The following is a 22,098-nucleotide window of genomic DNA, read 5'->3' on the forward strand; positions in this document are numbered from 1 at the left end:
TACACCCATCAGGCCAGCCGGCCTGATGGGTTTTGCCGTTCAGGAGCTACACCGTGCGTTCACTCTTCTGGCGAATCCTGGCCACCCTCTGGCTGGCCCTGGCCTTGGTGGCCGGACTGTCCATCCTGCTGGGCCGCGCGCTGAACCAGGATGCCTGGATTCTCAGCCACCACCCGACCCTTCAGGGGTTGGCCGAACGCCTGGTGCAACGCTACGAAGACCAAGGCCCGCAGGACACCCAGCGCTACCTGGAACACTTCCGTCATCGCGCGCGAGTCGACGTGCAGATGCTCAACGACACCGGCCAGCCCGTGGTCGAAGGTACCTTTCCGCCTCGCGCCGCCGCCTTCGAAGCACGCCAGAAGAACCCGCGCCGCCTGCCATGGCGACGTTTGACCGAGGAATACACAAGCCCCGTCAGCGGGGAGTCCTACCTGCTGATCTACCGCATCCCCTACCCGGAGCTGGATGCCTGGCACCGTGGCAGCCTGCTCTGGCCCTTCAGCGCCTTGGGCATTGCCCTGGTGGTGCTGACCCTGTTCAGCCTGGCGCTGACACTGTCCATCACCCGCCCCCTCGATCGGTTGCGCCGGGCCGTGCATGACCTCGGCCAGACCGCTTACCAGCAGGACAGCCTATCTCGCCTGGCGCGACGAAGGGATGAGTTGGGCGTCCTGGCCGGCGACTTCAACCGCATGGGCCAGCGCCTGCAAGGGCTGATCGGCAGCCAGCGCCAGCTACTGCGGGATGTTTCCCATGAGCTGCGCTCTCCACTGGCCCGCTTGCGTATCGCCCTGGCCCTAGCCGAACGCGCCGAACCCCACCAGCGGGAAGCCCTCTGGCCGCGCCTGGGTCAGGAATGCGATCGCCTGGAAGCACTGATCAGCGAAATCCTCGCCCTCGCGCGCCTGGACGCAGAGCCGGGCGCACGCCACCCCATCGTCCTGAGAGCGTTGCTGGAGAAACTGAGGGAAGACGCCCGACTACTGGCGCCGGAGCAGGAAGTTCGCATCGACTGCATCGGCGAACCGCAACTGGAAGGCTGGCCCGACATGCTAGAGGGGGCGCTGGATAACCTTCTGCGCAATGCCCTGCGTTTCAATCCCCAGGGGCAGCCGGTGGAAGTGACGGTGAATGAAAAGGATGGCGCCCTGGTGATCAGGGTCCGCGACCACGGCCCCGGTGTGGCCGCCGAACATCTGGCGAGGCTGGGCGAACCCTTCTTCCGCGCGCCGAACCAGTCCGGTGCCGGGCATGGCCTGGGGTTGGCCATTGCGCGCCGGGCCGTGGAGCGTCACGGTGGCAGCCTGCACCTGGACAATCATCCAGAGGGCGGCTTCGTCGCCACCCTGGAACTACCCGCTGCACTGAAGGCCTGATCAGCCCCAGTTCTGGACGAAGTCAGCCGGAGCCAGCTCCGGCGCGGCGCGGCGCTCGCCCTCGACGCTACCCAGGTAGAGAAAACCGACTACCCGCTCATTTTCAGCCAGACCGAGTCCGTTGGCGACGGTGAGGTCGTAGGCCATCTCGCCGGTCCGCCAGATGGCCCCCAGCCCCAGGGCGTGTGCGGCCAGAAGCATTCCGTGGGCAGCGCAGCCGGCCGACAGCAATTGCTCGACCTCGGGCACCTTGTGACCCGCCTGCAGGGTCGCGATCACTACCACCATCAGCGGCGCCCGCAGCGGCATGTTGCGCGCTTTGGCGGTGACCGCCTCCGGCGCTTGCGGGTCCTTGGCCAGCACGGCAGAGACGAACAGCTCACCGAGCTTCGCACGCCCCTCCCCCTCGATGGAGAGGAAGCGCCAGGGGCGCAGGTAGCCGTGGTCGGGGGCGCGCAGGGCCGCACGGAACAACACCTCACGCTGGGCGGCGTCCGGTGCCGGCTCGTGCAAGCGAGCCAGGGATACACGGTTGAGCAGAGCGTCGAGAGCCTCCATCGGCCACCTCCAGAATTCAGGGAGCCGGCATTCTAGCCGATAGCACGACTCAGTCTCGCAAGCATGCAAAGAGAACGCGGCGAGCAAGACAGCGATCGAACGAGGAGATGATGGGAGTGGATCGTGGAAGGTAGGAGCGGAGCCATCTGCACATGCCTGTCATTTTCCTTGCCGGAAACGCGCGAGCCCCACCAACCGGGCATTTCGCGGACTTCGAAGGCCCAGTAGAATGCCCCGCTCGATTACTGCCCCAGAGGGCTCTATGTCCCTGTCGACATTGCGCACCATCGGTTTCATCATCGGCCTTTTCCTGATTACCCTGGCCGTGAGCATGGTCATCCCCATGCTGACCCTGCTGGCCTTCGAGCGCACTGATGACATCTTCGCCTTCCTCTGGTCGAGCCTGATCACCTTCATAGCTGGCCTCGCGCTGGTAGGCCCCGGGCGCCCCGAGCACAGCCAGTTGCGCCCCCGTGACATGTACATGCTGACCACCGCGAGCTGGGTCATCGTCTGCTGCTTCGCCGCCTTGCCGATGGTGCTGATCCAGCACATCAGCTACACCGACTCCTTCTTCGAAACCATGTCCGGTATCACCACCACCGGTTCCACGGTGCTCACCGGCCTGGACACTGCTTCACCGGGGCTCCTGATCTGGCGCTCGATGCTGCACTGGCTGGGCGGTATCGGCTTCATCGGCATGGCGGTGGCCATCCTGCCGCTGCTGCGCGTCGGCGGCATGCGCCTGTTCCAGACCGAATCCTCCGACTGGGGCGAGAAGGTGATGCCGCGCTCGCACATGGTGGCCAAGTTCATCGTGCTGACCTACGTGGGCCTGACGTTACTCGGCACCCTGGCCTTCTGGCTGGCCGGCATGACGCCCTTCGAGGCGGTCAACCATTCCATGGCCTCGATCTCTACCGGCGGTTTCTCAACGTCGGATTCATCCCTGGCGAACTGGAAGCAACCCGCGGTGCACTGGGTAGCCGTCGTCGTGATGATCCTCGGCAGCCTGCCCTTCACCCTGTTCGTCGCGACACTGCGCGGCAATCGGAAGGCACTGCTACGCGACCATCAGGTGCATGGTTTCATTGGGTTCCTGGTGGTGTCATGGCTGCTTGTTGGCACTTGGCTCTGGGCACACTCCGACAATACCTGGCTCGACGCCGTGCGCATCGTCGCCGTGAATATCACTTCGGTGGTCACCACCACAGGCTTCGCACTGGGCGACTACACCCTGTGGGGCAGCTTCGCAGTCCTGCTGTTCTTCTACCTGACCTTCGTAGGCGGCTGCTCCGGCTCTACTGCCGGCGGACTGAAAATCTTCCGTTTCCAGGTGGCCTGGCAACTGCTCAAGGCCAACCTGCAACAGCTCGTGCACCCACGCGCGGTGATCAAGCAGCAGTACAACAACCACTATCTGGACGACGACATCGTCCGCTCGCTGATCACCTTTTCCTTCTTCTTCACCATCACCATCGCGCTGATTGCCCTCGGGCTTTGCCTGATTGGCCTGGACTGGGTCACCGCCCTCACCGGCGCGGCCACCGCCGTGTGCAACGTCGGCCCGGGGCTGGGCCCGATCATCGGGCCGGCGGGCAATTTCTCCACCCTGCCCGATGCGGCCAAATGGCTGCTGACCATCGGCATGCTGCTCGGCCGGCTGGAAATCCTCACCGTGCTGGTGCTATTCACGCCGGGGTTCTGGCGTCACTGAGGGCCGGCGCAAGCTATAGTCCACCCGGCGCCGGGTTTACAGGGCGCCGGACCCGGTTAGAATTGCGCGTTTCGCCCTCCAGCCAGAAGCGGACCCCATGGCCCTGCCGACCCTGCGCATCATCGGCTTTCTCAACGGTATCTTTCTGATCACCCTGGCGGTCAGCATGGCCATTCCCGTGCTGACCCTGGTGGTCTACGAGCGCACCGAAGACATCAATGCCTTCGTCTGGTCGAGCCTGATGACCTTCATCGCCGGCCTGTCGCTGGTCATTCCAGGTCGCCCCGAGCAAGTTCACCTGCGCCCCCGGGACATGTACCTGCTGACGGTGTCGAGCTGGATCATCGTCGGCGCCTTCGCCGCGCTGCCCTTCCTGCTCACCCAGCACATCAGCTTCACCGACGCCTGGTTCGAGAGCATGTCCGGCATCACCGCCACCGGCGCCACGGTGCTGAGCGGACTGGACAGCATGTCCCCGGGCATCCTCATCTGGCGTTCTCTGCTGCACTGGCTCGGCGGCATCGGTTTCATCGGTATGGCGGTGGCGATCCTGCCGCTGTTGCGCATCGGTGGCATGCGCCTGTTCCAGACCGAATCTTCCGACCGCTCCGACAAGGTCATGCCGCGCTCGCACATGGTGGCCAAGTACATCGTCGCCATCTATGTCGGCTTCACCCTGCTGGGTAGCCTGGCGTTCTGGGCAGCGGGCATGGGGACTTTCGACGCGATCAACCATGCCATGTCGGCCATTGCCACCGGTGGTTTCTCCACCTCCGACCAGTCCCTGGCCAAGTGGCAACAACCGGCGGTGCACTGGGTGGCTGTGGTGGTGATGATCCTCGGCAGCCTGCCGTTCATGCTGTATGTGTCGGTGCTGCGCGGCAATCGCAAGGCGCTGATCAGGGATGAGCAGGTACAGGGTTTCATCGGCCTGCTGCTGGTCATCTGGTTGGTGTTGGGGACTTGGTACTGGCTGACTACCGAACTGCACTGGCTGGACGCGCTGCGCCATGTGGCGGTGAACACGACGTCCATCCTGACCACCACGGGTTTCGCACTGGGCGACTACAGCCTGTGGGGCAACTTCTCGCTGATGCTGTTCTTCTACCTGGGCTTCGTCGGTGGCTGTTCCGGTTCAACGGCCGGTGGCATCAAGATTTTCCGCTTCCAGGTGGCCTACATCCTGCTCAAGGCCAACCTGACCCAACTGGTGCACCCGCGTGCGGTGATCAAGCAGATCTACAACGGCCACCGCCTGGATGAAGACATCGTCCGCTCGATCCTGACCTTCTCGTTCTTCTTCACCATCATCATCTGCGGCATCGCCCTGGGCCTTTCGCTGATGGGGCTGGACTGGATCACTTCGCTCACGGGCGCCGCCGCCACCGTATCGGGCGTGGGGCCCGGCCTGGGCGAAATCATCGGCCCGGCAGGTAACTTCTCGAGCCTGCCGGATGGCGCCAAGTGGCTGCTGACCCTGGGCATGCTGCTGGGTCGCCTGGAAATCCTCACCGTACTGGTGCTGCTGACGCCTTACTTCTGGCGGCACTGATCATTCAGCGACAGCGGTGGGCTGAAGCCCACCCTTGGACGTCATTCCAGGCGCGCGCGGAACTCTCCCGGAGTACTGTCGAACCAGCGACGGAAGGCGCGGAAGAAGTTGCTCGGATCGGCGAACCCCAGCAGGTAGGCGATCTCCAGCAGCGTCAGGTTGGGTTGCGCCAGATACTGCTCCGCCAGCTCACGGCGCGTATCGTCCAGCAGTTGCTGGAAGCTCACCCCTTCTTCCTGCAAACGCCGCTGCAAGGTGCGCTGGGACAGGTGCATCAGGCTGGCAACCACTTCACGCTTGGGCTCCCCCTGGGGCAATAGTCGGCAGAGCACCTGGCGCACCTGGTGCGTGACACGGGTACCGGAGAAGCGCGCCAGGTAGTCGCCAGCGAAACGGTCGTGCAACTGCGCCAGGGATTCGTTGGCGGTGGGCAGCGGGGTTTCCATATCGCCACGACTGAACAAGAGAGCGCAGTGCTCGGTGTTAAAGCGCAGCGGCGCCTGGAACACCTGACGGTAGGGCTCCAGGTCCGCCGGTGCCGGTCCCTGGAAGCGGATCTCAAGTGGGTTGATCGGTCGGCCGGTCATCCAGCGGCAGAATGCCAGGCAATACGCCATGGAAGCCTCCGCGCTCTGCCGGGCCGGTGGTAAGCGGTCACCATGAATCGACAAGCGCAGCTCATAGCCTTCGCGCGTCGCGCAGAAGCTGAGGTCAGCGCCTTCGGCAATGATCCGCTGGTAGCGCACCAACCGGGTAAAGCCCTCCTTGAGGGTGCGGCTGGACATCAGCGCATAGCCCACAACATGGAAGGATGCCGGACGAACCACCTTGGCCATGTTCAGGCCAATGGCCGGATTGCCGGACAGCTCGACAGCCCGGAGCCAGAGACGGGTCATGCCGTCCTGAGGGAAACGGGCGTCGGGATCGTTCAGGGCCTGGTAATCGAGACCGAGCTCGGGAAACAGATTGAGGCAGTCCACTCCACCCATTTCCAGGGCCTGGACTATTCCCAAGGCCCAACTCGAAGAAGTCGTGCGTTCGCTCATGGCGCCTTCTTGTTCTGAAGTTCAAGACAGCCACCCGCTGGGCGGCGTGCCGGCAAGGATACTAAAGTGGCGCTCATTGTCACTGGCCCACGAAGACACCCGTCCTACACTGCTCCAGACAACAAGAACCTGGAGCCGCCGCCATGCCCACTGAGTCCGTACAGCGTTTTCAAAGCTTCGCCGAGTTTTACCCTTACTACCTGCAGGAGCACAGCAACGACACCTGTCGCCGCCTCCACTATGTAGGCAGCCTGCTGGTGCTGAGCATCCTCGGTTACGCGCTGGTCACCCAGCAGTGGCTCTGGCTGCTGGCCATTCCCTTCGCCGGTTACGGCTTCGCCTGGGTCGGCCATTTCGTTTTCGAAAAGAACAAACCGGCCACATTCAAGTACCCGTTCTACAGCTTCATGGGCGACTGGGTGATGCTCAAGGATGCCCTGACCGGCCGCATCCGCTTCTGAGCCCCGGAGTCTGACGGGGTCGGCGTCAGCTTGGCCGCCGGTCCCTCGCCTGGTTATGATCCCGCACCCGCCAAAAGTCATGGCCCAGGACTTGCAGCGTTACCCGAACACTGCAACCCGGCGTCAAGAAAGCACCAGGGACAGACCCAAGCCATGAAGCCCGCCATGCTCGACCCATCCACCGCAACGCCTATGCTGCGTGAGTACTACTCACGTGTGCTGGCCTATATGGCCATCGCCGCGAGCATCGCCGCCGGCACCTACGTCCAGCATTTCAGCTTCGACATCCTCTGGGTGGTTCCCTACGCCCTGCTCTACCCTCACCTGGCCCACCATCTGAGCCTGCGTTTCCCGGGGGAGCGCACCGACCGCATCCTGCTCGGCGTCGACACATTCCATGCCGGCGCCGCCGTTGCCCTGCTGGGTTTCTCGGTGGTTCCGGCGCTGATGATCGTACTGACCCTCTGCTTCAGCGCCATGATCCTCGGTGGCCTGCGCCAGATGACTCTGGTGCTGGGCGGATCACTCGTCAGCATGGCGGCTGTCGGCCTGGCGCTGCAGCCGGAGTTCAAGGGGGGTACCCCAGCCCTGGTGGCCCTGGTCAGCGTGCTCTTTACCACCCTTTACATCTGCATTACCGCCTTTTTCGTACACCAGCAGGGCTTGCGCCTGGCCCAGGCCCGCAGCGAGATCAAGCGCGAACAGGAAAAGGCCGCGCGCCTGGCACGCAACCTCGCCAAATATCTGTCGCCCCAGGTCTGGGAAATGATCTTCAGCGGCAAGAAAACCGTGCGTCTGGAAACCCAGCGCAAGAAGCTCAGCGTGTTCTTCTCCGACATCAAGGGTTTCACTGAGCTGTCCGAAGAACTGGAAGCCGAGGCCCTGACGGACCTGCTCAACAACTACCTCAACGACATGTCGAAGATCGCGCTCAAGTACGGCGGTACGATCGACAAGTTCGTCGGCGACAGTGTCATGGTGTTCTTCGGCGACCCCAGCACCCAGGGCGCCAAGAAGGACGCAGTAGCAGCCGTGTCCATGGCCGTGGCCATGCGCAAGCATATGAAGGTGCTGCGCCAGCAGTGGCGCGCTCAGGGCATCACCAAGCCGTTGGAGATCCGCATGGGCATCAACACCGGCTATTGCACTGTGGGTAACTTCGGCGCCGACACCCGCATGGACTACACCATCATCGGCCGCGAAGTGAACCTGGCCAGCCGCCTGGAAACCGCCTCGGATGCGGGCGAGATCCTGATCTCCCACGAAACCTACTCGCTGGTGAAGGACGTGATCATGTGCCGCGACAAGGGCCAGATAAACGTCAAGGGCTTCACCCGACCGGTGCAGATATACCAGGTCGTGGACTTCCGCCGCGATCTGGGCGCCTCCTCCAGCTACGTCGAGCACGAGCTGCCCGGTTTCTCCATGTACCTGGATACCAACGGTATCCAGAACTACGACAAGGCCAGGGTCATCCAGGCCCTGCAACAGGCCGCCGAGAAACTGCGGGACAAGATCATTCCCTGAATACACGCCGGCGCGAAATCTCGCCCCTACAGTTCAGGAACAGCGTTCAGGGGTGGTTCAACGCACGGCTGTCCATCCAGCAATGGCTGCCGGGCGAGGAACTCCAGCGCCGAAGACCGCCAAGACAGCCGCCCCGCCCGCTCCGCACAGCGCCCCCGATCCAGCTCCAGCGCCGCCAGGCAGGCGCGCTGCAGGTCTTCATCCAGGCAACCGGTAATGCCCGACTCCAGGACATCCAGCGGACCCGCCACGGGAAAGGCTGCCACCGGCGTGCCGCATGCCAGGGCTTCGAGCATCACCAGGCCATAGGTATCCGTCAGCGACGGGAATACCAACACACTGGCCTGTGCGTAGAAGCGCACCAGCTCCTCGCCCTGCCGATAGCCGAAGAAGCGCGCATCGGGATAGCGTGCCACCAGTTCATCTCGCAATGGTCCATCGCCCACCACCCACATCTCACCCGGCAGTTCGAGGTCGAGGAAGGCTTGCAGGTTCTTCTCCGTGGCCAGACGACCAACGTAGAGGAACACCGGCTGTTCCGACCTGGGCAGCACCAGCGGACGGAACAACGCCGTGTCCACCCCCTTGCGCCACAGACTGAGCCGGGTCACACCGTGGCTGGCAAAGGTCTCGCGCATACGCTCGGTGCTCACCAGCACCGCCCGGCTCGGGCGGTGGAACAGCCGCAGGAAGGCATACCCCCAGGACAGGGGAATCCAAGGCCAACGGCCATGGACGTACTCGGGAAAACGCGTGTGGATCGCGCTGGAGAAGGCCAGGCCGCGCTTGATCAGCCAACGCCGCGCTGTCCACCCAAGTGGCCCTTCAGTGGCCAGGTGCACACAGTCGGGCTGGAAGGCTTCGATCATCGGTCCAACACGCCAGAGGTCCCAGGCCAGGGGGATTTCCGGGTAGCTCGGGCACGGCCGGCAGCGGAAGGACTGAGGTGAGAGCAGCAGCACCTGGTGGCCGAGGGCTTCCAGTTCGGTCACCAGCGCGTGCAGGCTGGTGACCACACCGTTCACTTGGGGCAGCCAGGCATCGCTGACAATCAGTATCCTCATGCCGCCGGCTCGACCAGTTCCACGGCACGGGCTTCCAGCTCCCGTGCCTGGGCGTCAGCCAGGCGATAGAGCTCAATGCTGCCGTCCCAGTGTTCGATGAGCGCCGTGCAGGACTCCACCCAATCGCCGCAATTGAGGTAGTCCACCTCCCCCACCTTGCGGATTTCCGCATGGTGGATATGGCCGCAGACCACACCATCCAGGCCACGCTTCACGCACTCGTGGGCGATGGCTTCCTCGAAGTCGCTGATGAAGTTCACCGCCGACTTCACCTTGTGCTTGAGGTACGCAGACAACGACCAGTAGCCATAGCCCCAGCGCTCTCGCCAGTGGTTGAGCCAGCGGTTGAGGGTCAGGGTGAATTCGTAGGCCGAGTCGCCGAGGAAGGCCAGCCACTTGTGGTAGCGCGTGATCACGTCGAACTGGTCGCCGTGGATCACCAGCATGCGACGGCCATCGGCAGTCTCGTGCACGGCCTCGTCCACCAACTGGATATTGCCCAGCATCAGCGCCGAGTAGCGACGCAGGAATTCGTCATGGTTGCCGGTGACGTAGATCACCTCGGTGCCGCGCTTGCTCATGGTCAGCAGGCGGCGGATCACGTTGGTATGCGCCTGGGGCCAGTAGATACCGCCCCGTAGTTTCCAGCCGTCGATGATATCCCCGACCAGGTAGATGCGGTCGGCATGATACTGCTTGAGGAAGCGCGCCAGATGCTCGGCCTGGCAGTCGCGAGTGCCCAGGTGGACGTCGGAAATCCACAAGGTGCGCACGCGTTGCTTGCGGGGCTTGATCTTGATGACGGGTTCCAGGCGTTCGACGCTGCTCATGGGCGACCTCCGGCGGGGTTTCGCCGATGGTGGGCCCTTGCGGTGAATCGAGCATGAACATGAGGTTGCAGGCCTGTTACAGCGCGTGCCACGCAACAGGGAGTAGAATGGCCGCCTGCCCCGAGGTGACCGCCATGCATTCGATCCTGTCCCTGCGCCAGTACAACCACGACCTGCTGGTCCATAGCCACAGCCACGCCCAACTGGTGTTTGGCCTGACCGGCAGCCTGGACTTCGAAGTCGATGGCCGGGGCGCGCGGGTGGAACGCCAGACCCTCGCGGTTGTACCGCCCGAAGCCCGGCATGCCTGCGGCAGCCCCGGGGGCAGTCTGTGCCTGGTGGTGGACGTGCCCGACCACGACTGGCTGCGCCACACGCTGGGCAGGCACTTCGACGCCGGGCAACGCCTGCTGGAACGCCCAGGCGCGCTGCACCTGAACCCGGCGCAAAGCCAACTGGTGAGCTGGATAGCCGCCAGCCCATTGACCGATGAGGTGATCGCCGGACAGTCCGCCGGGCTATTGCTGGCCAGCCTGGCCGCGCCCGGCATTCCGGTGGAAGGCAATGGCGCCCTGCCCCTGGCGGCAGTGGACGCCCACATCGACCAACACGCCGCCCGCCCCTTGCAAGTGGCCGACCTGGCGCGCCTGTGCGGCCTTTCGGTGGCACGCTTCCATGCGCGCTTCCTCGTCGAAACCGGGCAGACGCCCATGGACTACGTGCGCACCCGGCGCCTGCACCTCGGGCGCCAGCTGCTGCTGGAAAGCCGACTGGCCGTGGGTGAGATCGCCACACGGGTCGGCTACAGCTCCCAGAGCGCCTTCACCGCCGCCCTCTCCCGCGAGTTCGGCGTCACCCCGCGCGTCCTCCGCAAAAACCGCGAGTAACGCGACAAAGGCCGCGAGCCTGACGACAGACAAGGCCCATCGTCGTCAGTAGGCTATGTACGACCGTTATCCGGGAGAAACTCATGTCCACCATCGAATGGAACGACTTCGAGCGCGTCGAACTGCGCGTCGGCACCATCCTGTCCGCCGCCCCTAATACCAAGGCGATCAAACCGGCCTACGTACTGGAGGTGGACCTGGGCGAACTCGGGGTGAAGACCTCCAGTGCCCAGATCACTGCCCACTATCAAGCCCAGGAGCTGGTCGGCCGCCAAGTGCTCTGCGTCTGCAACTTCGCGCCCAAACGCATCGCGGGCATCCGTTCGGAAATCCTCGTCACTGGCGTCCATGACGACGAGAACAAGGTGGTGCTGGCCGGCTTCGACAAGCCCCTGCCCAACGGGGCGCGCCTGGCATGAAGGAGCGCAGTGCGTTGCTCGCCATCCACCTGGGGGCCCTGTTGTTCGGGCTTTCGGGCATTTTCGGCAAGCTCGCCAATACCGAACCGATGCTCATCACCTTCGGTCGCGGGTTGTTCGCGGTCATCGCCCTGGCGCTCTTCGCCCAGCTCATTACCCGCAGCCGCAGCACCAATCCGAGCGTGCGCCAGTTGGGCATGCTGGCACTGGGCGGAATACTGCTGGGCGCCCACTGGATCACCTTCTTCCACGCGGTTCAGGTGGCGGGCGTAGCCATCGCAACACTCGGTTTCGCCAGCTTCCCGGCCTTCACCCTGTTGCTGGAAGGTCTGCTGTTTCGCGAGCGCATCCGCGCCCAGGAGATACTTATCGTCGGCCTGGTGAGCTTCGGTCTGGTGCTGGTGACGCCCAGCTTCGACTGGGGCAGCGCGGCCACCCAGGGCCTGCTCTCGGCCATTCTCTCGGGCCTGCTGTTTTCCCTGCTATCGCTGCTCAACCGTGTCAGCGTCAAGGGGCTGGACCCGGTCAAGGCGGCGCTCTGCCAGAACCTGACCATCGTGCTCTGCCTGGCGCCCTTCAGTTGGCCGCTGCTGCACGAGGTCAAGCCCATGGACTGGTTCTGGATTGCCCTGCTCGGGGTGTTCTGCACGGGCCTTGCCCACAGCCTGTTCGTCGCCAGCCTGAAGGTCCTGAAGGCGCGGACCACGGCGGTGATCTTCGCCCTGGAGCCGGTCTACGGCATCGCCTTCGCCTGGTGGCTGTTCGACGAACAACCCGGCCTGCGCATGCTGGCGGGCGGCGCGCTGATCATCTTCGCCATCGCCCTGTCAGCACGCAAAGGCGCAATGGTGGAGACCAAGCCGGCGCCCGTCACTTCGTAGCCGTCGCCGAGGGCCACGCAGCGGACCCAGGAAGCGGAAGGCAATCGCGAGTTCAACCCGTCCTGCCCTGCACGCTCACGCGGCTTGGCCCACTTCCGGCAACCAGCCGCCCGCCTCCTGCTCCAGCAGCCAGCGGCAATACCTCGTCACCCCCTGCTCCACATCCAGCATGGGGCGGCGGTAGCCGGCCTGGCGCAGACGACTGATATCGGCCTGGGTAAAACACTGGTATTTGCTGCGCAGGGTGTCGGGGAATTCGCTGTACTCCAGCAGGCCCTGATCAAGCATGGCCGGGAGGCTCAGCGGCGGCAGGTCTTCGCTGGCGCGCAGGGCGTTGACCATGCTCCAGGCCACATCGTTGAACGGTTGGGCGCGACCGCTGCCAGGGTTGAAGATGCCGGGATGCTGATGACGGACTTCCTCCAAAAAGTTGGAAATGCCGTCAGGCTATGCCTCGATATGCGCCGGCCCGTTGATCTGAGGCAAACGGGACTGGATCAGGAACGGTCGTTGTGGCCCAGGTCCCGCGCCGGGTCGATCTGGTCGCGTACCCGTTGCTTGAGCACCTTGGCCTCGGGAAAACCGCCATCGGCCTTGCGTTCCCAGATCTCCACGTCATTGCAGGTGATGCGGAATACCCCTCCGGTGCCCGGCTCGAGGCTCACCTTGCCGAGATCGTCGCTGAAGGTACTGAGCAGTTCCTGGGCAAGCCAGGCGGCACGCAGCAGCCACTGGCACTGCGTGCAATAGGTAATGACGATTTCTGGCTTGGTCGATGGCATGGTCAGCTCGGTGAATGGTTTGGGCGCCCTATAATAGCCGGCTTCAGTTCTCCGCCTGACCAGGGATGCGTTATGCGCCGCCTTCTGCTTTGCCTGTTGTTTCTTCCCCTCCTCGGCTTCGCCCAGCCCGAACCGCGCATCGGCCTGGTCCTGTCCGGCGGCGCCGCCCGAGGGCTGGCCCATATAGGCGTGCTCAAGGCACTGGAGGAACAGGGCATCAAGGTCGATGCCATCGCCGGCACCAGCATGGGAGCGGTGATCGGCGGTCTCTATGCTGCAGGTTACACGGTGGACGAGCTGGAGCAGATCGCCCTTCACCTGGACTGGCAGCAGGCCCTGTCCGATAGCCCGCCGCGCCAGGAAATCCCCTTCCGCCGCAAGCAGGACGACCGAGACTTCCTGGTCAAGCAACGCCTGAGCTTCCGCGACGATGGCAGCCTCGGCCTGCCGCTGGGGGTGATCCAGGGCCAGAACCTCGCCCTGCTGCTGGAAAGCCTGCTGGTGCACACCAGCGATACCCGCGACTTCGACCAGCTCGCGATCCCCTTCCGTGCCGTGGCCACTGATATCGCCACCGGGGAGAAGGTGGTGTTTCGCCGTGGTCACCTGCCCCAGGCGATCCGCGCGAGCATGTCGATTCCGGCAGTATTCGCCCCGGTGGAGGTCAACGGTCGGCTGCTGGTAGACGGTGGCATGGTGGACAACATCCCCGTGGACGTCGCACGCGAGATGGGCGTCGACCGGGTGATAGTGGTCGACATCGGCACGCCGCTGCGCTCACGCAAGGAGCTGGCCACAGTGGTGGACGTGCTCAACCAGTCCGTCACCCTGATGACGCGAACCAACTCTGAAGCCCAACTGGCCACACTCAAGCCCAGCGACGTGCTGGTCCAGCCGCCCCTGGCCGGTTACGGCGCCACTGACTTCGGCCGCGCCCGCGACATGATCGATGCCGGCTACCGCGCCACCCAGATCCTCGGCAGCCGCCTGGCTGAGCTGCGCCCGCTGGCCAGCAGCCACGACCTGGCCCTGGACAGCGCGCGATTGCCCAGCGAGCGCACGCCGGTGATCCGCAGCATCCTCATCGAGAACGACTCGAAGATCAGCGATGCGGTAATCCGCCACTACATCCGCCAACCCCTGGGCCAGCCACTGGACCTGGATCGACTGCAGAGCGACATGAGTACCCTTTACGGGCTGGACTACTTCGAACAGGTGCAATACCGGGTCGTCAAGCGCAAGGACGGCAACGCTCTGGTAATCAACTCGCGCGGCAAGCGCGCCGGCACCGACTACCTGCGCCTGGGCCTGAATCTGTCGGATGACCTGCGCGGCGACAGCGCCTTCAACCTGGGCGCGAGCTACCGCAAAAATGGCATCAACGAGTTGGGCGCCGAATGGCTGACCCGCCTGCAACTGGGTGACCACCAGGAACTCTACAGCGAGTTCTACCAGCCACTGGATGCCGGCTCGCGTTACTTCATCGCCCCCTACGTGTTCGGCGAGGCGCAGAACATCGAAGCCAGCATCGACGACGACCCGGTGGCCGAATACCGCGTAGAGCGATTCGGATTCGGTCTCAACCTGGGACGGCAGATCGCCAACAACGGCGAAATCCGCTTCGGCATTGGCCAGGCGTGGGGCGAGGCGGATGTGAGAATCGGCGATCCCGCCTTGCCGAGCTTCAGCTTCAACGAGGGTTACTACGAGGTGAAGTACTCCTTCGACACCCTGGACAACGTGGACTACCCCCACGAAGGCGAGGACATTGGCCTGAGCCTGCGCCAGTACGATCCGAGCCTCGCCTCCGATGATCGCTACCGGCAATGGCAGTTCGGCCTGGACAAGGCGCTGAGTTCAGGACCGGATACCTTTGTCCTAGGCGGCCGCTATGGCCGAACCCTGGATGCCGCCGATGCGGTGACCTCGGCCTTCGTGATCGGCGGCGCACGCCAGCTTTCAGGCTTCCGCCAGGACTCCGTTGCCGGCCAGAACATCAGCCTGGCACGGCTGGTCTACTACCGCCGGGTGACCCCTCGCGCCTTCGTGCCCCTGGACTTTCCCGTCTACCTCGGCGCAAGCCTGGAACGGGGCCGCGCCTGGAACAACGACGACAGCTTCGACAGCGGCTACATCAACGCTGGCAGCGTCTTCATCAGCTTCGATACGCCGCTGGGGCCCCTCGACTTCAGCTACGGCCTGAACGACGAGGCGGAGCGCGCGCTCTACCTGAACCTTGGCCGGGTCTTCTGATCGTCCCGCTGTGGTTGCCCTCACTCCGGCCGTAGGTAGGTGCAGAGCGACGCGAAGACCAGCATGGGGTACAGAGCGCGGATCGTTGGGTTTCGCTTCGCTCTAGCGGAACGCCGCCCACCGCAACCGACAAAGAACTAACCGCGCAAACAGGAATAACTAAATTATTTTTTAGTATTAAAAGAATATATATCAGTCCACTATAGTCGGGTGCTCCCACTGCCCAGAAGGAACGCCCTGTGAAACGACTGTTCTCCGCCTCTCTCCTTGCCGCTGGCCTCGCCCTGGCAAGCGCCGCCCAGGCTGCGCCCACTCTGCTAAACGTCTCCTACGATGTGATGCGCGACTTCTACAAGGACTACAACGCTGCCTTCCAGAAGCACTGGAAAGCGGAGAATGGCGAGAACATCATCCTGCAGATGTCCCATGGCGGTTCCAGCAAGCAGGCCCGTGCCGTAATCGACGGGCTACCCGCCGACGTCATCACCATGAACCAGGCGACCGACATCAACGCGCTGGCCGACAACGGCGGCCTGGTACCGCAGGACTGGGCAACCCGCCTGCCGAACCACAGCGCACCTTTCACTTCCGCCACGGTGTTCATCGTGCGCAAGGGCAACCCCAAGGGCCTGAAGGACTGGCCGGACTTGCTCAAGGATGGCGTGCAGGTCGTGGTACCGAACCCCAAGACCTCCGGTAACGGTCGCTACACCTACCTCTCCGCCTGGGGCTACGTGCTGAAGAACGGTGGTGACGAGAACAAGGCCAAGGCGTTCGTCGGCAAACTGTTCAAGCAGGCTCCGGTGCTGGATACCGGCGGCCGTGCCGCTACCACTACCTTCATCCAGAACCAGATCGGCGACGTGCTGGTGACCTTCGAGAACGAAGCCGAGATGATCGCCCGCGAATTCGGCCGTGGCGGTTTCGAGGTGGTCTACCCCAGCGTTTCCGCCGAGGCCGAGCCGCCGGTAGCCGTAGTCGACAAGGTGGTGGACAAGAAAGGCACCCGTGCCGCCGCCGAGGCCTACCTCAAGTACCTGTGGAGCGACGAGGGCCAGACCATAGCCGCCAACAACTACCTGCGCCCGCGCAATCCGGAAATCCTCGCCCAGTTCGCCGATCGCTTCCCAAAGGTGGAATTCCTTTCAGTGGAAAAGACCTTCGGTGACTGGCGTGACGTGCAGAAAACCCACTTCAACGACGGCGGCATCTTCGACCAGATCTACACCGCGCAGTAACTCACCTGGGGCCGGCTCCGGGCCATTTCACTATCGCCGGATCGACGCCACGCCGGACATTGCTTCTCAGACGGAGCGATTCCGGCTGGTCATCCAGACGCCGGTGCGTGTCCCGGAGAAATCCTGAGGGCTATTTGAAGGTTTCAGACCACTCTGCGAACTGCATGCACTGGCCGAACGTCAGTACGTCGGGTGTATCGGCCAGGCAGTCCACCGAGTTGCGGGTCTTTTCGCTGGCGACGTACTCGCTCACGCATTCCCGCTCGTTACGCTTCAGGCCTTTGTAGAAGTCGTCCATCTTGAACATGGCCTTGTCCAGCTGGTTCTGCGTGATCTTCTGCTTGCGCACCGCATCGCGGCCGAGCTTCTGGGTCTCGTTGATCAGCGAGGGCATCCGCGCGATGGCCGTGGAGCACTGTTGCATACCCTTCTGGTGGAGCTGGCCCGGGTTCAGCGAGCGCGCTTGCGGCTCAGCCTCGGCGACGGGTTCCAGTTGCGCGGTCGGCACGGCATCCATGCTGTTGACCTGCAAATGACCGCTCTCCACCGCGCGGCTCTGGGGCGGCGGCGTGTCGGTGAAATGCACCTTTCCATCGGCATCGCGCCACTGATAGACCTGGGCGGCGAGTGGCTGGGCCAATAACAGGGCAAGGGCGACAAACACAAAACGAGGCAGCATCCACGACCTCCAAGATGGCGGAATGCCAGCACACTACAGAAGCTGATTAACAGGAGCAACAGAAGTGCTTCAGGGATGTGGTGGGCGTCTCCTAAGGTCCATGGTGGTTGAACGGCAGGAAGCCGGAATGCTTGGGCTTTACTTGGCTCAACCACCAGGTCCGGGAATCCCTGAAGGACTCAACGAAACGTTCGCCCCAATCCGGCCGGCACGCCGCTGGCGTCAGTGGGCTGCCATGGACCTTGAGGGCCGTTGGAGTAGCTCCAGCCGTTATCCCAGCGGTAGTAGACGCGCTCGCGATAGAACACGTTGCGCTGGCCTTCCAGCACATAGACGCCTAGCCCGGTGTCCCAATAGCAATTGCCACCCGGAGGCGGGGCGAAGCGCGGGTGCGCCTTCAATCGCGGCGCCTGCTTGGGCGGCTGCGACTGTGGCGGCGGTGGCGGCAAGGGACGGCTCTGGGGAGGGGTCTGAACCGCGGGCGGTTTGCGGGAAGGTTCCCACTCAGGCTCGTCGGGCTCGTGGTACGGACCCTGGCCAGCACAGCCGGCCAAGGTCAGGAGAAGGCAGATCAGGGGCAGACCGAAGCGGGGGTTCGGTACTGCCGGAAGCGCGGTGTGGGTGGTCATTTCTTGTCCGGGCTGTCGATGGTCAGTCGTTGGGTATCCGACGAACCAGTAGACAGCGGCGAACTGCTTCCTATCCATTCCCCGGCGGTCGCATTGCCACTACGGGAGATCCGGGCGACCAACTGCACCTGCGGGAAGTTGGAGAGCTTGAGCTGCGGCATCATGGCGTCCGCGTCGCTCAGGCTGACTTCCGCCGGCAGGTCGGCCACGGTCATGCGCTTGACAGCCAGCGGCATGGGCGGGCCGGAGGTGGCGCGGGCGAAGATGAACACGCTGTCGCCGGGCTGCACCTTGTCTTTGAGCGACGCCGCCAGGTCGACGCGCACCTTCAACTCGGCACCGGCCGGTGCCGGAGCGACTGCAGGCTCCTCGACGGCCACGCCGCTTTCCTTGAGCTTCTCACGGGCCTTGTCGATGCCGCCCTGCAGGGCGCCGCGGGAGGGGTCGTCAGCCGGCAGCTGGTTGATCAGACGCTCCCAGTAGGTGATCGCCTCCTGGTAGCGGCCTTCCTCGAAACCGGCAATGCCGAGCAGACCAAGGCTGGTGATTTCCTTGGGATCAGCCTTCAGCGCCTCTTCAGTCAGGGCCTTGACCTCGGGGGTCAGCTTCTTCTGGCTGGCGAAGTACAGCGCCTGGGCCCATTGCCCCAGCAGCTCGGGTTCACGACCACCCCGTCTGACTGCCTGTTCATAGGCGCGCGCAGCATCGGCGGCCCGATCCTGGGCCATGTAGGTGCGGCCGAGGAAGTACCAGCCTTCGGCGGACTCCGGCTGTGCCTCGACCACACGTTCCAGACGCGAAGTCATTTCTTCAATGCTGCGGGGCTGCTCACGCAGCTCGCGGGTCAACTCCACTTTGTCGCTGGCGCCCCAGTGCAGGTAGAGGCCAAAACCCAGCACCGGCACCAACACGGCAAACAGCAGCGGCAGGGCCTTGCCCAAACGAGAGGAGCGGCCGATGTCCGCCCCTTCGGTATCGGCCAGCAGCTCGCGAGCGGCCTCGGCGCGTCCAGCCTCGAACTGCTCGGCAGTCAGCGTGCCGACGGCGCGCTGGGCGTCCATTTCATCCAGGCGTTCCTGGTAGAGGGCAACGTTCAGGGAGGTACGGTCTTCCTCGGTCTGGGCCTTGCGGCCGCGCAGCACGGGAATCAGCAGGAAAGCCAGGGCGACCAGCAGGAGCAGGCCGGCGGCGAGCCAGAAATCGATCATGGGTCTTTCTTGTCCTGGTTCTCGGAGTTCAGCAGGGCGTCGAGGCGAACCTGCTCATCGGCGGAAAGCATGACCTTGGCAGGGGTGCTCTCGACCCGACGACGGCGCACGACGATGATGCCCAGCACGACCAAGCCACCCACCAGCAGGCCGGCAGGGCCGTACCAGAGCAGCAGGGTGCGGGCGTTGACCGGTGGCTTGTAGCGCACGAAGTCGCCATAGCGGGCGACGAGGTAGTCGACGATCTCGTCGTTGCTCTTGCCCTCTTCCAGCATACGGAAGATCTCGCGGCGCAGGTCGGTCGCAATGGGCGCGTTCGAGTCAGCGATGTTCTGGTTCTGGCACTTGGGGCAACGCAGCTCTTCGGTGAGGGTGCGGAAGCGCTCGCGCTCGACCTCATCCTTGAACTCGTAAGTGTCGATTGCAGCACGGGCGAGGCCAGTCAGGGCCAGGCCCAACAGGACTGTGGCGATCAGGCGCTTCATTTGCCCTCCTCGTCCACCAGGGCCTGGTAAAGCGGCGCCAGTTGTTCACGCCAGACGACTTCATCGATCACGCCGACGAACTTGTGGCGAATGATGCCGTCCTTGTCGATCAGGAAGGTTTCCGGTGCACCGTAGACGCCCAGGTCCAGGCCAAGGCTGCCCTGTTCGTCGCGAATGTCCAGCTGGTAGGGGTTGTGGAACTCCTTCAGCCATTTCAACGCGGCAGCATTGTCATCCTTGTAGTTGACGCCGTAGATGGTTACGCCCATCTGCGCCAGCTTGTTCAGGACCGGGTGTTCGACGCGGCAGGATACGCACCAGGTGCCCCAGACATTGACCAGCGCCGGCTTGCCCTTGAGGTCGGCCTCGGTGAGCGTACGCTCGCCGGTGACGTTGGGCAGGGAGAAGGCCGGGAACGGCTTGCCTATCAAGGCCGAAGGCAGCTCGGCAGGATCGAGGAACAGGCCACGGTAGAGGAACAGTGCGATGCCGAGGAAAGCCAGCAGCGGCAGGACCAGGATCAGACGTTTCATGCTTGGGCTCCAGCCATGCCCAGCGCCTCGCGGACGCGGGTCTTCACTTTCACCCGGTAGCGGCGGTCAGTCGCCGCCAGCACGCCACCAAGGCCCATCAGCAGGCCGCCCAGCCAGATCCAGCGAACGAAAGGCTTCACATGCACACGCACTGCCCAGGCGCCATTTTCCAGGGGCTCGCCAAGCGCGACGTAGAGGTCGCGGGTGAAGCCTGCATCGATGCCTGCCTCGGTCATCACGGACTGTTGCACGGTGTAGAGGCGTTTCTCTGGATGCAGCACGGAAATCTGCTTGTTGCCGTCAAAGACGATGACGGTGCCTTTATCGGAGGTGAAGTTCGGGCCTTCATGGTGTGCCGCACCCTCGAACAGGAAGCGGTAACCGCCGAGCTCCACGGACTCACCCGGTGCCAGGCGCAGATCGCGCTCCGCGCTGTATTGGCTGGAGAGCACGACACCCAATGCGCAGACAGCGATACCTGCATGGGCCAATTGCATGCCCCAGTAGCTGCGCGTCAGGCCACTGGCGCCTTTGAGCAGGCCTTTGTGGCGCGTCTTGTCCACCAGATCGCGGACACCGGCCAGGACCACCCAGGCGGCCAGGAAGCCGACGGCCAGCACAGCCCAGTGGAAGTCGCCATAGAGGAACGCCGCCAGCACGCCGAGCACCAAGCTGCCGATCAGTACCGGGCCGAGCATGCCGAGCAGCCATTTGACCGGGGTGTCTTTCCAGCGCACCAGGACGCCTGCGGCCAAGGCCAGCATGAGGATCCCCATCAACGGCACGAACAGGGCATTGAAGTACGGCGGGCCGACCGACAGCTTGGCGCCGGTCAGGGCGTCCAGTACCAATGGGTAGAGGGTGCCGAGCAGGATCATCGAGGCCACGACCACCAGCACCAGATTGTTCACCAGCAGCAGGGTCTCGCGGGACCAGAGGGCAAAGCCCACCTGGCTCTTGACGACTGGTGCGCGAACGGCGAACAGCGCCAGGGAACCGCCTACCACCAACAGCAGGAAGGCGAGGATGAAGACCCCGCGCTCCGGATCGGTCGCGAAAGCGTGGACCGACGTCAGCACACCGGAACGAACCAGGAAGGTGCCCAGCAGGCTAAGGGAGAACGCCGCGATGGCCAGCAGCACGGTCCAGCTCTTGAACACGCCGCGCTTCTCGGTCACTGCCAGGGAATGTATCAGCGCCGTGCCGACCAGCCAGGGCATGAAGGAGGCGTTTTCCACCGGGTCCCAGAACCACCAGCCGCCCCAGCCGAGCTCGTAGTAGGCCCACCAGGAGCCGAGCACGATGCCGACGCTGAGGAAAGCCCAGGCAATGATGGTCCACGGCCGCGACCAGCGTGCCCAGGCGGCATCGAGACGGCCGCCAAGCAGCGCGGCAATGGCGAAGGCGAAGGCCACGGAGAAGCCGACGTAGCCCATGTAGAGCATCGGCGGGTGGACGATCAGGCCGAAGTCCTGCAGCAGCGGGTTGAGATCATTACCGTCGGCCGGCATGTTCGGCAGCAGGCGATTGAAGGGGTTGGAGGTGACGATCAGGAACAGCAGGAAACCGATGCTGATCATGCCCATCACGGCCAGCACGCGAGCCAGCATCACTTCCGGCAACTGCCGGGAGAAAATCGCCACGGCGAAGGTCCAGCCGCCGAGAATCATTGCCCAGAGCAGCAACGAGCCTTCATGAGCCCCCCAGACGGCGCTGAACTTGAAGTACCAGGGCAGCGCGCTATTGGAGTTGCTGGCGACATAAGCCACCGAGAAATCATCCACCATGAAGGCGTAGGTCAGGCAACCGAAGGCGAAGGCCAGGAAGGCGAACTGCCCCCAGGCGGCCGGCTGGGCCAGACTCATCCACTGGCGGTCGCCGCGCCAGGCGCCGATCAGCGGCAGAGTTGCCTGCACGACGGCCAGGCACAGAGCAAGGATCAGGGCCAAATGGCCAAGTTCGGGAATCAT

General features: G+C 63.9%; 22 protein-coding genes. 10 read left to right on the forward strand and 12 right to left on the reverse strand.

Features of this window, described 5'->3' with window-relative positions; genetic code table 11:
• The first annotated feature begins 53 nt into the window (after positions 1–53).
• Positions 54–1,379 (forward strand): HAMP domain-containing sensor histidine kinase, encoded by a 1,326-nt coding sequence (locus tag E8F20_RS03720; RefSeq protein WP_280282500.1) that lies wholly within the window; start codon positions 54–56, stop codon positions 1,377–1,379.
• On the opposite strand, the gene E8F20_RS03725 is transcribed toward E8F20_RS03720, so the two are convergent.
• Positions 1,380–1,937 carry a nitroreductase family protein gene (locus tag E8F20_RS03725; protein ID WP_280282501.1) on the reverse strand — a complete coding sequence of 186 codons (558 nt, stop codon included), beginning with the start codon at positions 1,935–1,937 and terminating at the stop codon, positions 1,380–1,382.
• Positions 1,938–2,199: 262 nt separating this feature from the next.
• Between E8F20_RS03725 and E8F20_RS03730 the strand changes: the two genes are divergently transcribed.
• On the forward strand, positions 2,200–3,654 hold the full coding sequence (locus E8F20_RS03730) for a TrkH family potassium uptake protein (RefSeq protein WP_280282502.1): 1,455 nt from the start codon (positions 2,200–2,202) through the stop codon (positions 3,652–3,654).
• A 97-nt stretch (positions 3,655–3,751) separates the two neighbouring features.
• The gene (locus E8F20_RS03735; protein WP_280282503.1) at positions 3,752–5,206 is read left to right on the forward strand and encodes a TrkH family potassium uptake protein; all 1,455 of its coding nucleotides are present in this window, start codon (positions 3,752–3,754) and stop codon (positions 5,204–5,206) included.
• A gap of 41 nt (positions 5,207–5,247) precedes the next feature.
• On the opposite strand, the gene E8F20_RS03740 is transcribed toward E8F20_RS03735, so the two are convergent.
• The gene (locus tag E8F20_RS03740) at positions 5,248–6,252 is read right to left on the reverse strand and encodes an AraC family transcriptional regulator (protein WP_028626600.1); all 1,005 of its coding nucleotides are present in this window, start codon (positions 6,250–6,252) and stop codon (positions 5,248–5,250) included.
• 143 nt (positions 6,253–6,395) lie between these two features.
• Here E8F20_RS03740 and E8F20_RS03745 point away from each other — a divergent pair, with 143 nt between their 5' ends.
• Both E8F20_RS03745 and E8F20_RS03750 read left to right on the forward strand, forming a co-directional pair.
• A complete protein-coding gene (locus E8F20_RS03745; protein WP_280282504.1) occupies positions 6,396–6,713 on the forward strand; it encodes an Mpo1-like protein in 318 nt (105 codons plus the stop codon).
• Between the two features lie 153 nt (positions 6,714–6,866).
• Positions 6,867–8,240, forward strand: a complete 1,374-nt coding sequence (locus E8F20_RS03750) for an adenylate/guanylate cyclase domain-containing protein (RefSeq protein ID WP_280282505.1) — start codon at positions 6,867–6,869, stop codon at positions 8,238–8,240.
• Between the two features lie 26 nt (positions 8,241–8,266).
• Here the strand turns inward: E8F20_RS03750 and E8F20_RS03755 are convergent, their stop codons facing one another.
• Positions 8,267–9,304 carry a glycosyltransferase family 1 protein gene (locus E8F20_RS03755; protein ID WP_280282506.1) on the reverse strand — a complete coding sequence of 346 codons (1,038 nt, stop codon included), beginning with the start codon at positions 9,302–9,304 and terminating at the stop codon, positions 8,267–8,269.
• Entirely contained in the window at positions 9,301–10,134 is an 834-nt protein-coding gene (locus E8F20_RS03760; protein ID WP_274802750.1) for a UDP-2,3-diacylglucosamine diphosphatase, read from the reverse strand. Before E8F20_RS03760 ends, E8F20_RS03755 begins: the two co-directional genes overlap by 4 nt.
• 134 nt (positions 10,135–10,268) lie before the next feature.
• On the opposite strand from E8F20_RS03760, the gene E8F20_RS03765 reads away from it, so the two are divergent.
• From E8F20_RS03765 to E8F20_RS03775, 3 genes are all read left to right on the forward strand, one after another.
• Positions 10,269–11,021, forward strand: coding sequence for an AraC family transcriptional regulator (locus E8F20_RS03765; RefSeq protein WP_280282507.1), 753 nt, complete (start codon positions 10,269–10,271; stop codon positions 11,019–11,021).
• Positions 11,022–11,104: 83 nt separating this feature from the next.
• Positions 11,105–11,440 (forward strand): tRNA-binding protein, encoded by a 336-nt coding sequence (locus tag E8F20_RS03770; protein WP_280282508.1) that lies wholly within the window; start codon positions 11,105–11,107, stop codon positions 11,438–11,440.
• The gene (locus E8F20_RS03775) at positions 11,437–12,321 is read left to right on the forward strand and encodes a DMT family transporter (RefSeq protein WP_280282509.1); all 885 of its coding nucleotides are present in this window, start codon (positions 11,437–11,439) and stop codon (positions 12,319–12,321) included. The genes E8F20_RS03770 and E8F20_RS03775 overlap by 4 nt, the downstream gene beginning before the upstream one ends.
• 75 nt (positions 12,322–12,396) lie before the next feature.
• On the opposite strand, the gene E8F20_RS03780 is transcribed toward E8F20_RS03775, so the two are convergent.
• Both E8F20_RS03780 and E8F20_RS03785 read right to left on the reverse strand, forming a co-directional pair.
• Positions 12,397–12,747, reverse strand: a complete 351-nt coding sequence (locus E8F20_RS03780) for a hypothetical protein (RefSeq protein ID WP_348529608.1) — start codon at positions 12,745–12,747, stop codon at positions 12,397–12,399.
• 71 nt (positions 12,748–12,818) lie between these two features.
• Positions 12,819–13,103 carry a SelT/SelW/SelH family protein gene (locus E8F20_RS03785; RefSeq protein ID WP_028626591.1) on the reverse strand — a complete coding sequence of 95 codons (285 nt, stop codon included), beginning with the start codon at positions 13,101–13,103 and terminating at the stop codon, positions 12,819–12,821.
• 72 nt (positions 13,104–13,175) lie between these two features.
• On the opposite strand from E8F20_RS03785, the gene E8F20_RS03790 reads away from it, so the two are divergent.
• Positions 13,176–15,356: a patatin-like phospholipase family protein gene (locus E8F20_RS03790; protein ID WP_280282510.1), complete on the forward strand. Its 2,181-nt coding sequence runs from the start codon at positions 13,176–13,178 to the stop codon at positions 15,354–15,356.
• A gap of 239 nt (positions 15,357–15,595) precedes the next feature.
• Entirely contained in the window at positions 15,596–16,594 is a 999-nt protein-coding gene (locus E8F20_RS03795; protein ID WP_280282511.1) for a sulfate ABC transporter substrate-binding protein, read from the forward strand.
• A 130-nt stretch (positions 16,595–16,724) separates the two neighbouring features.
• Here the strand turns inward: E8F20_RS03795 and E8F20_RS03800 are convergent, their stop codons facing one another.
• The 6 genes from E8F20_RS03800 to E8F20_RS03825 form a co-directional block, all read right to left on the reverse strand.
• Positions 16,725–17,273 (reverse strand): DUF4124 domain-containing protein, encoded by a 549-nt coding sequence (locus E8F20_RS03800; RefSeq protein WP_280282512.1) that lies wholly within the window; start codon positions 17,271–17,273, stop codon positions 16,725–16,727.
• Between the two features lie 179 nt (positions 17,274–17,452).
• Complete coding sequence (locus E8F20_RS03805; protein ID WP_280282513.1) at positions 17,453–17,902, reverse strand: hypothetical protein; 450 nt, start codon at positions 17,900–17,902, stop codon at positions 17,453–17,455.
• Complete coding sequence (gene ccmI / locus E8F20_RS03810; protein WP_280282514.1) at positions 17,899–19,110, reverse strand: c-type cytochrome biogenesis protein CcmI; 1,212 nt, start codon at positions 19,108–19,110, stop codon at positions 17,899–17,901. Before ccmI ends, E8F20_RS03805 begins: the two co-directional genes overlap by 4 nt.
• Positions 19,107–19,595, reverse strand: a complete 489-nt coding sequence (locus E8F20_RS03815) for a cytochrome c-type biogenesis protein CcmH (RefSeq protein WP_280282515.1) — start codon at positions 19,593–19,595, stop codon at positions 19,107–19,109. The genes ccmI and E8F20_RS03815 overlap by 4 nt, the downstream gene beginning before the upstream one ends.
• Positions 19,592–20,128 (reverse strand): DsbE family thiol:disulfide interchange protein, encoded by a 537-nt coding sequence (locus E8F20_RS03820; RefSeq protein WP_280282516.1) that lies wholly within the window; start codon positions 20,126–20,128, stop codon positions 19,592–19,594. Before E8F20_RS03820 ends, E8F20_RS03815 begins: the two co-directional genes overlap by 4 nt.
• Positions 20,125–22,098: a heme lyase CcmF/NrfE family subunit gene (locus tag E8F20_RS03825; protein WP_280282517.1), complete on the reverse strand. Its 1,974-nt coding sequence runs from the start codon at positions 22,096–22,098 to the stop codon at positions 20,125–20,127. Before E8F20_RS03825 ends, E8F20_RS03820 begins: the two co-directional genes overlap by 4 nt.

The sequence above is a fragment of the Pseudomonas sp. BN415 genome, assembly GCF_029871195.1.
GTDB lineage: Bacteria > Pseudomonadota > Gammaproteobacteria > Pseudomonadales > Pseudomonadaceae > Metapseudomonas > Metapseudomonas resinovorans.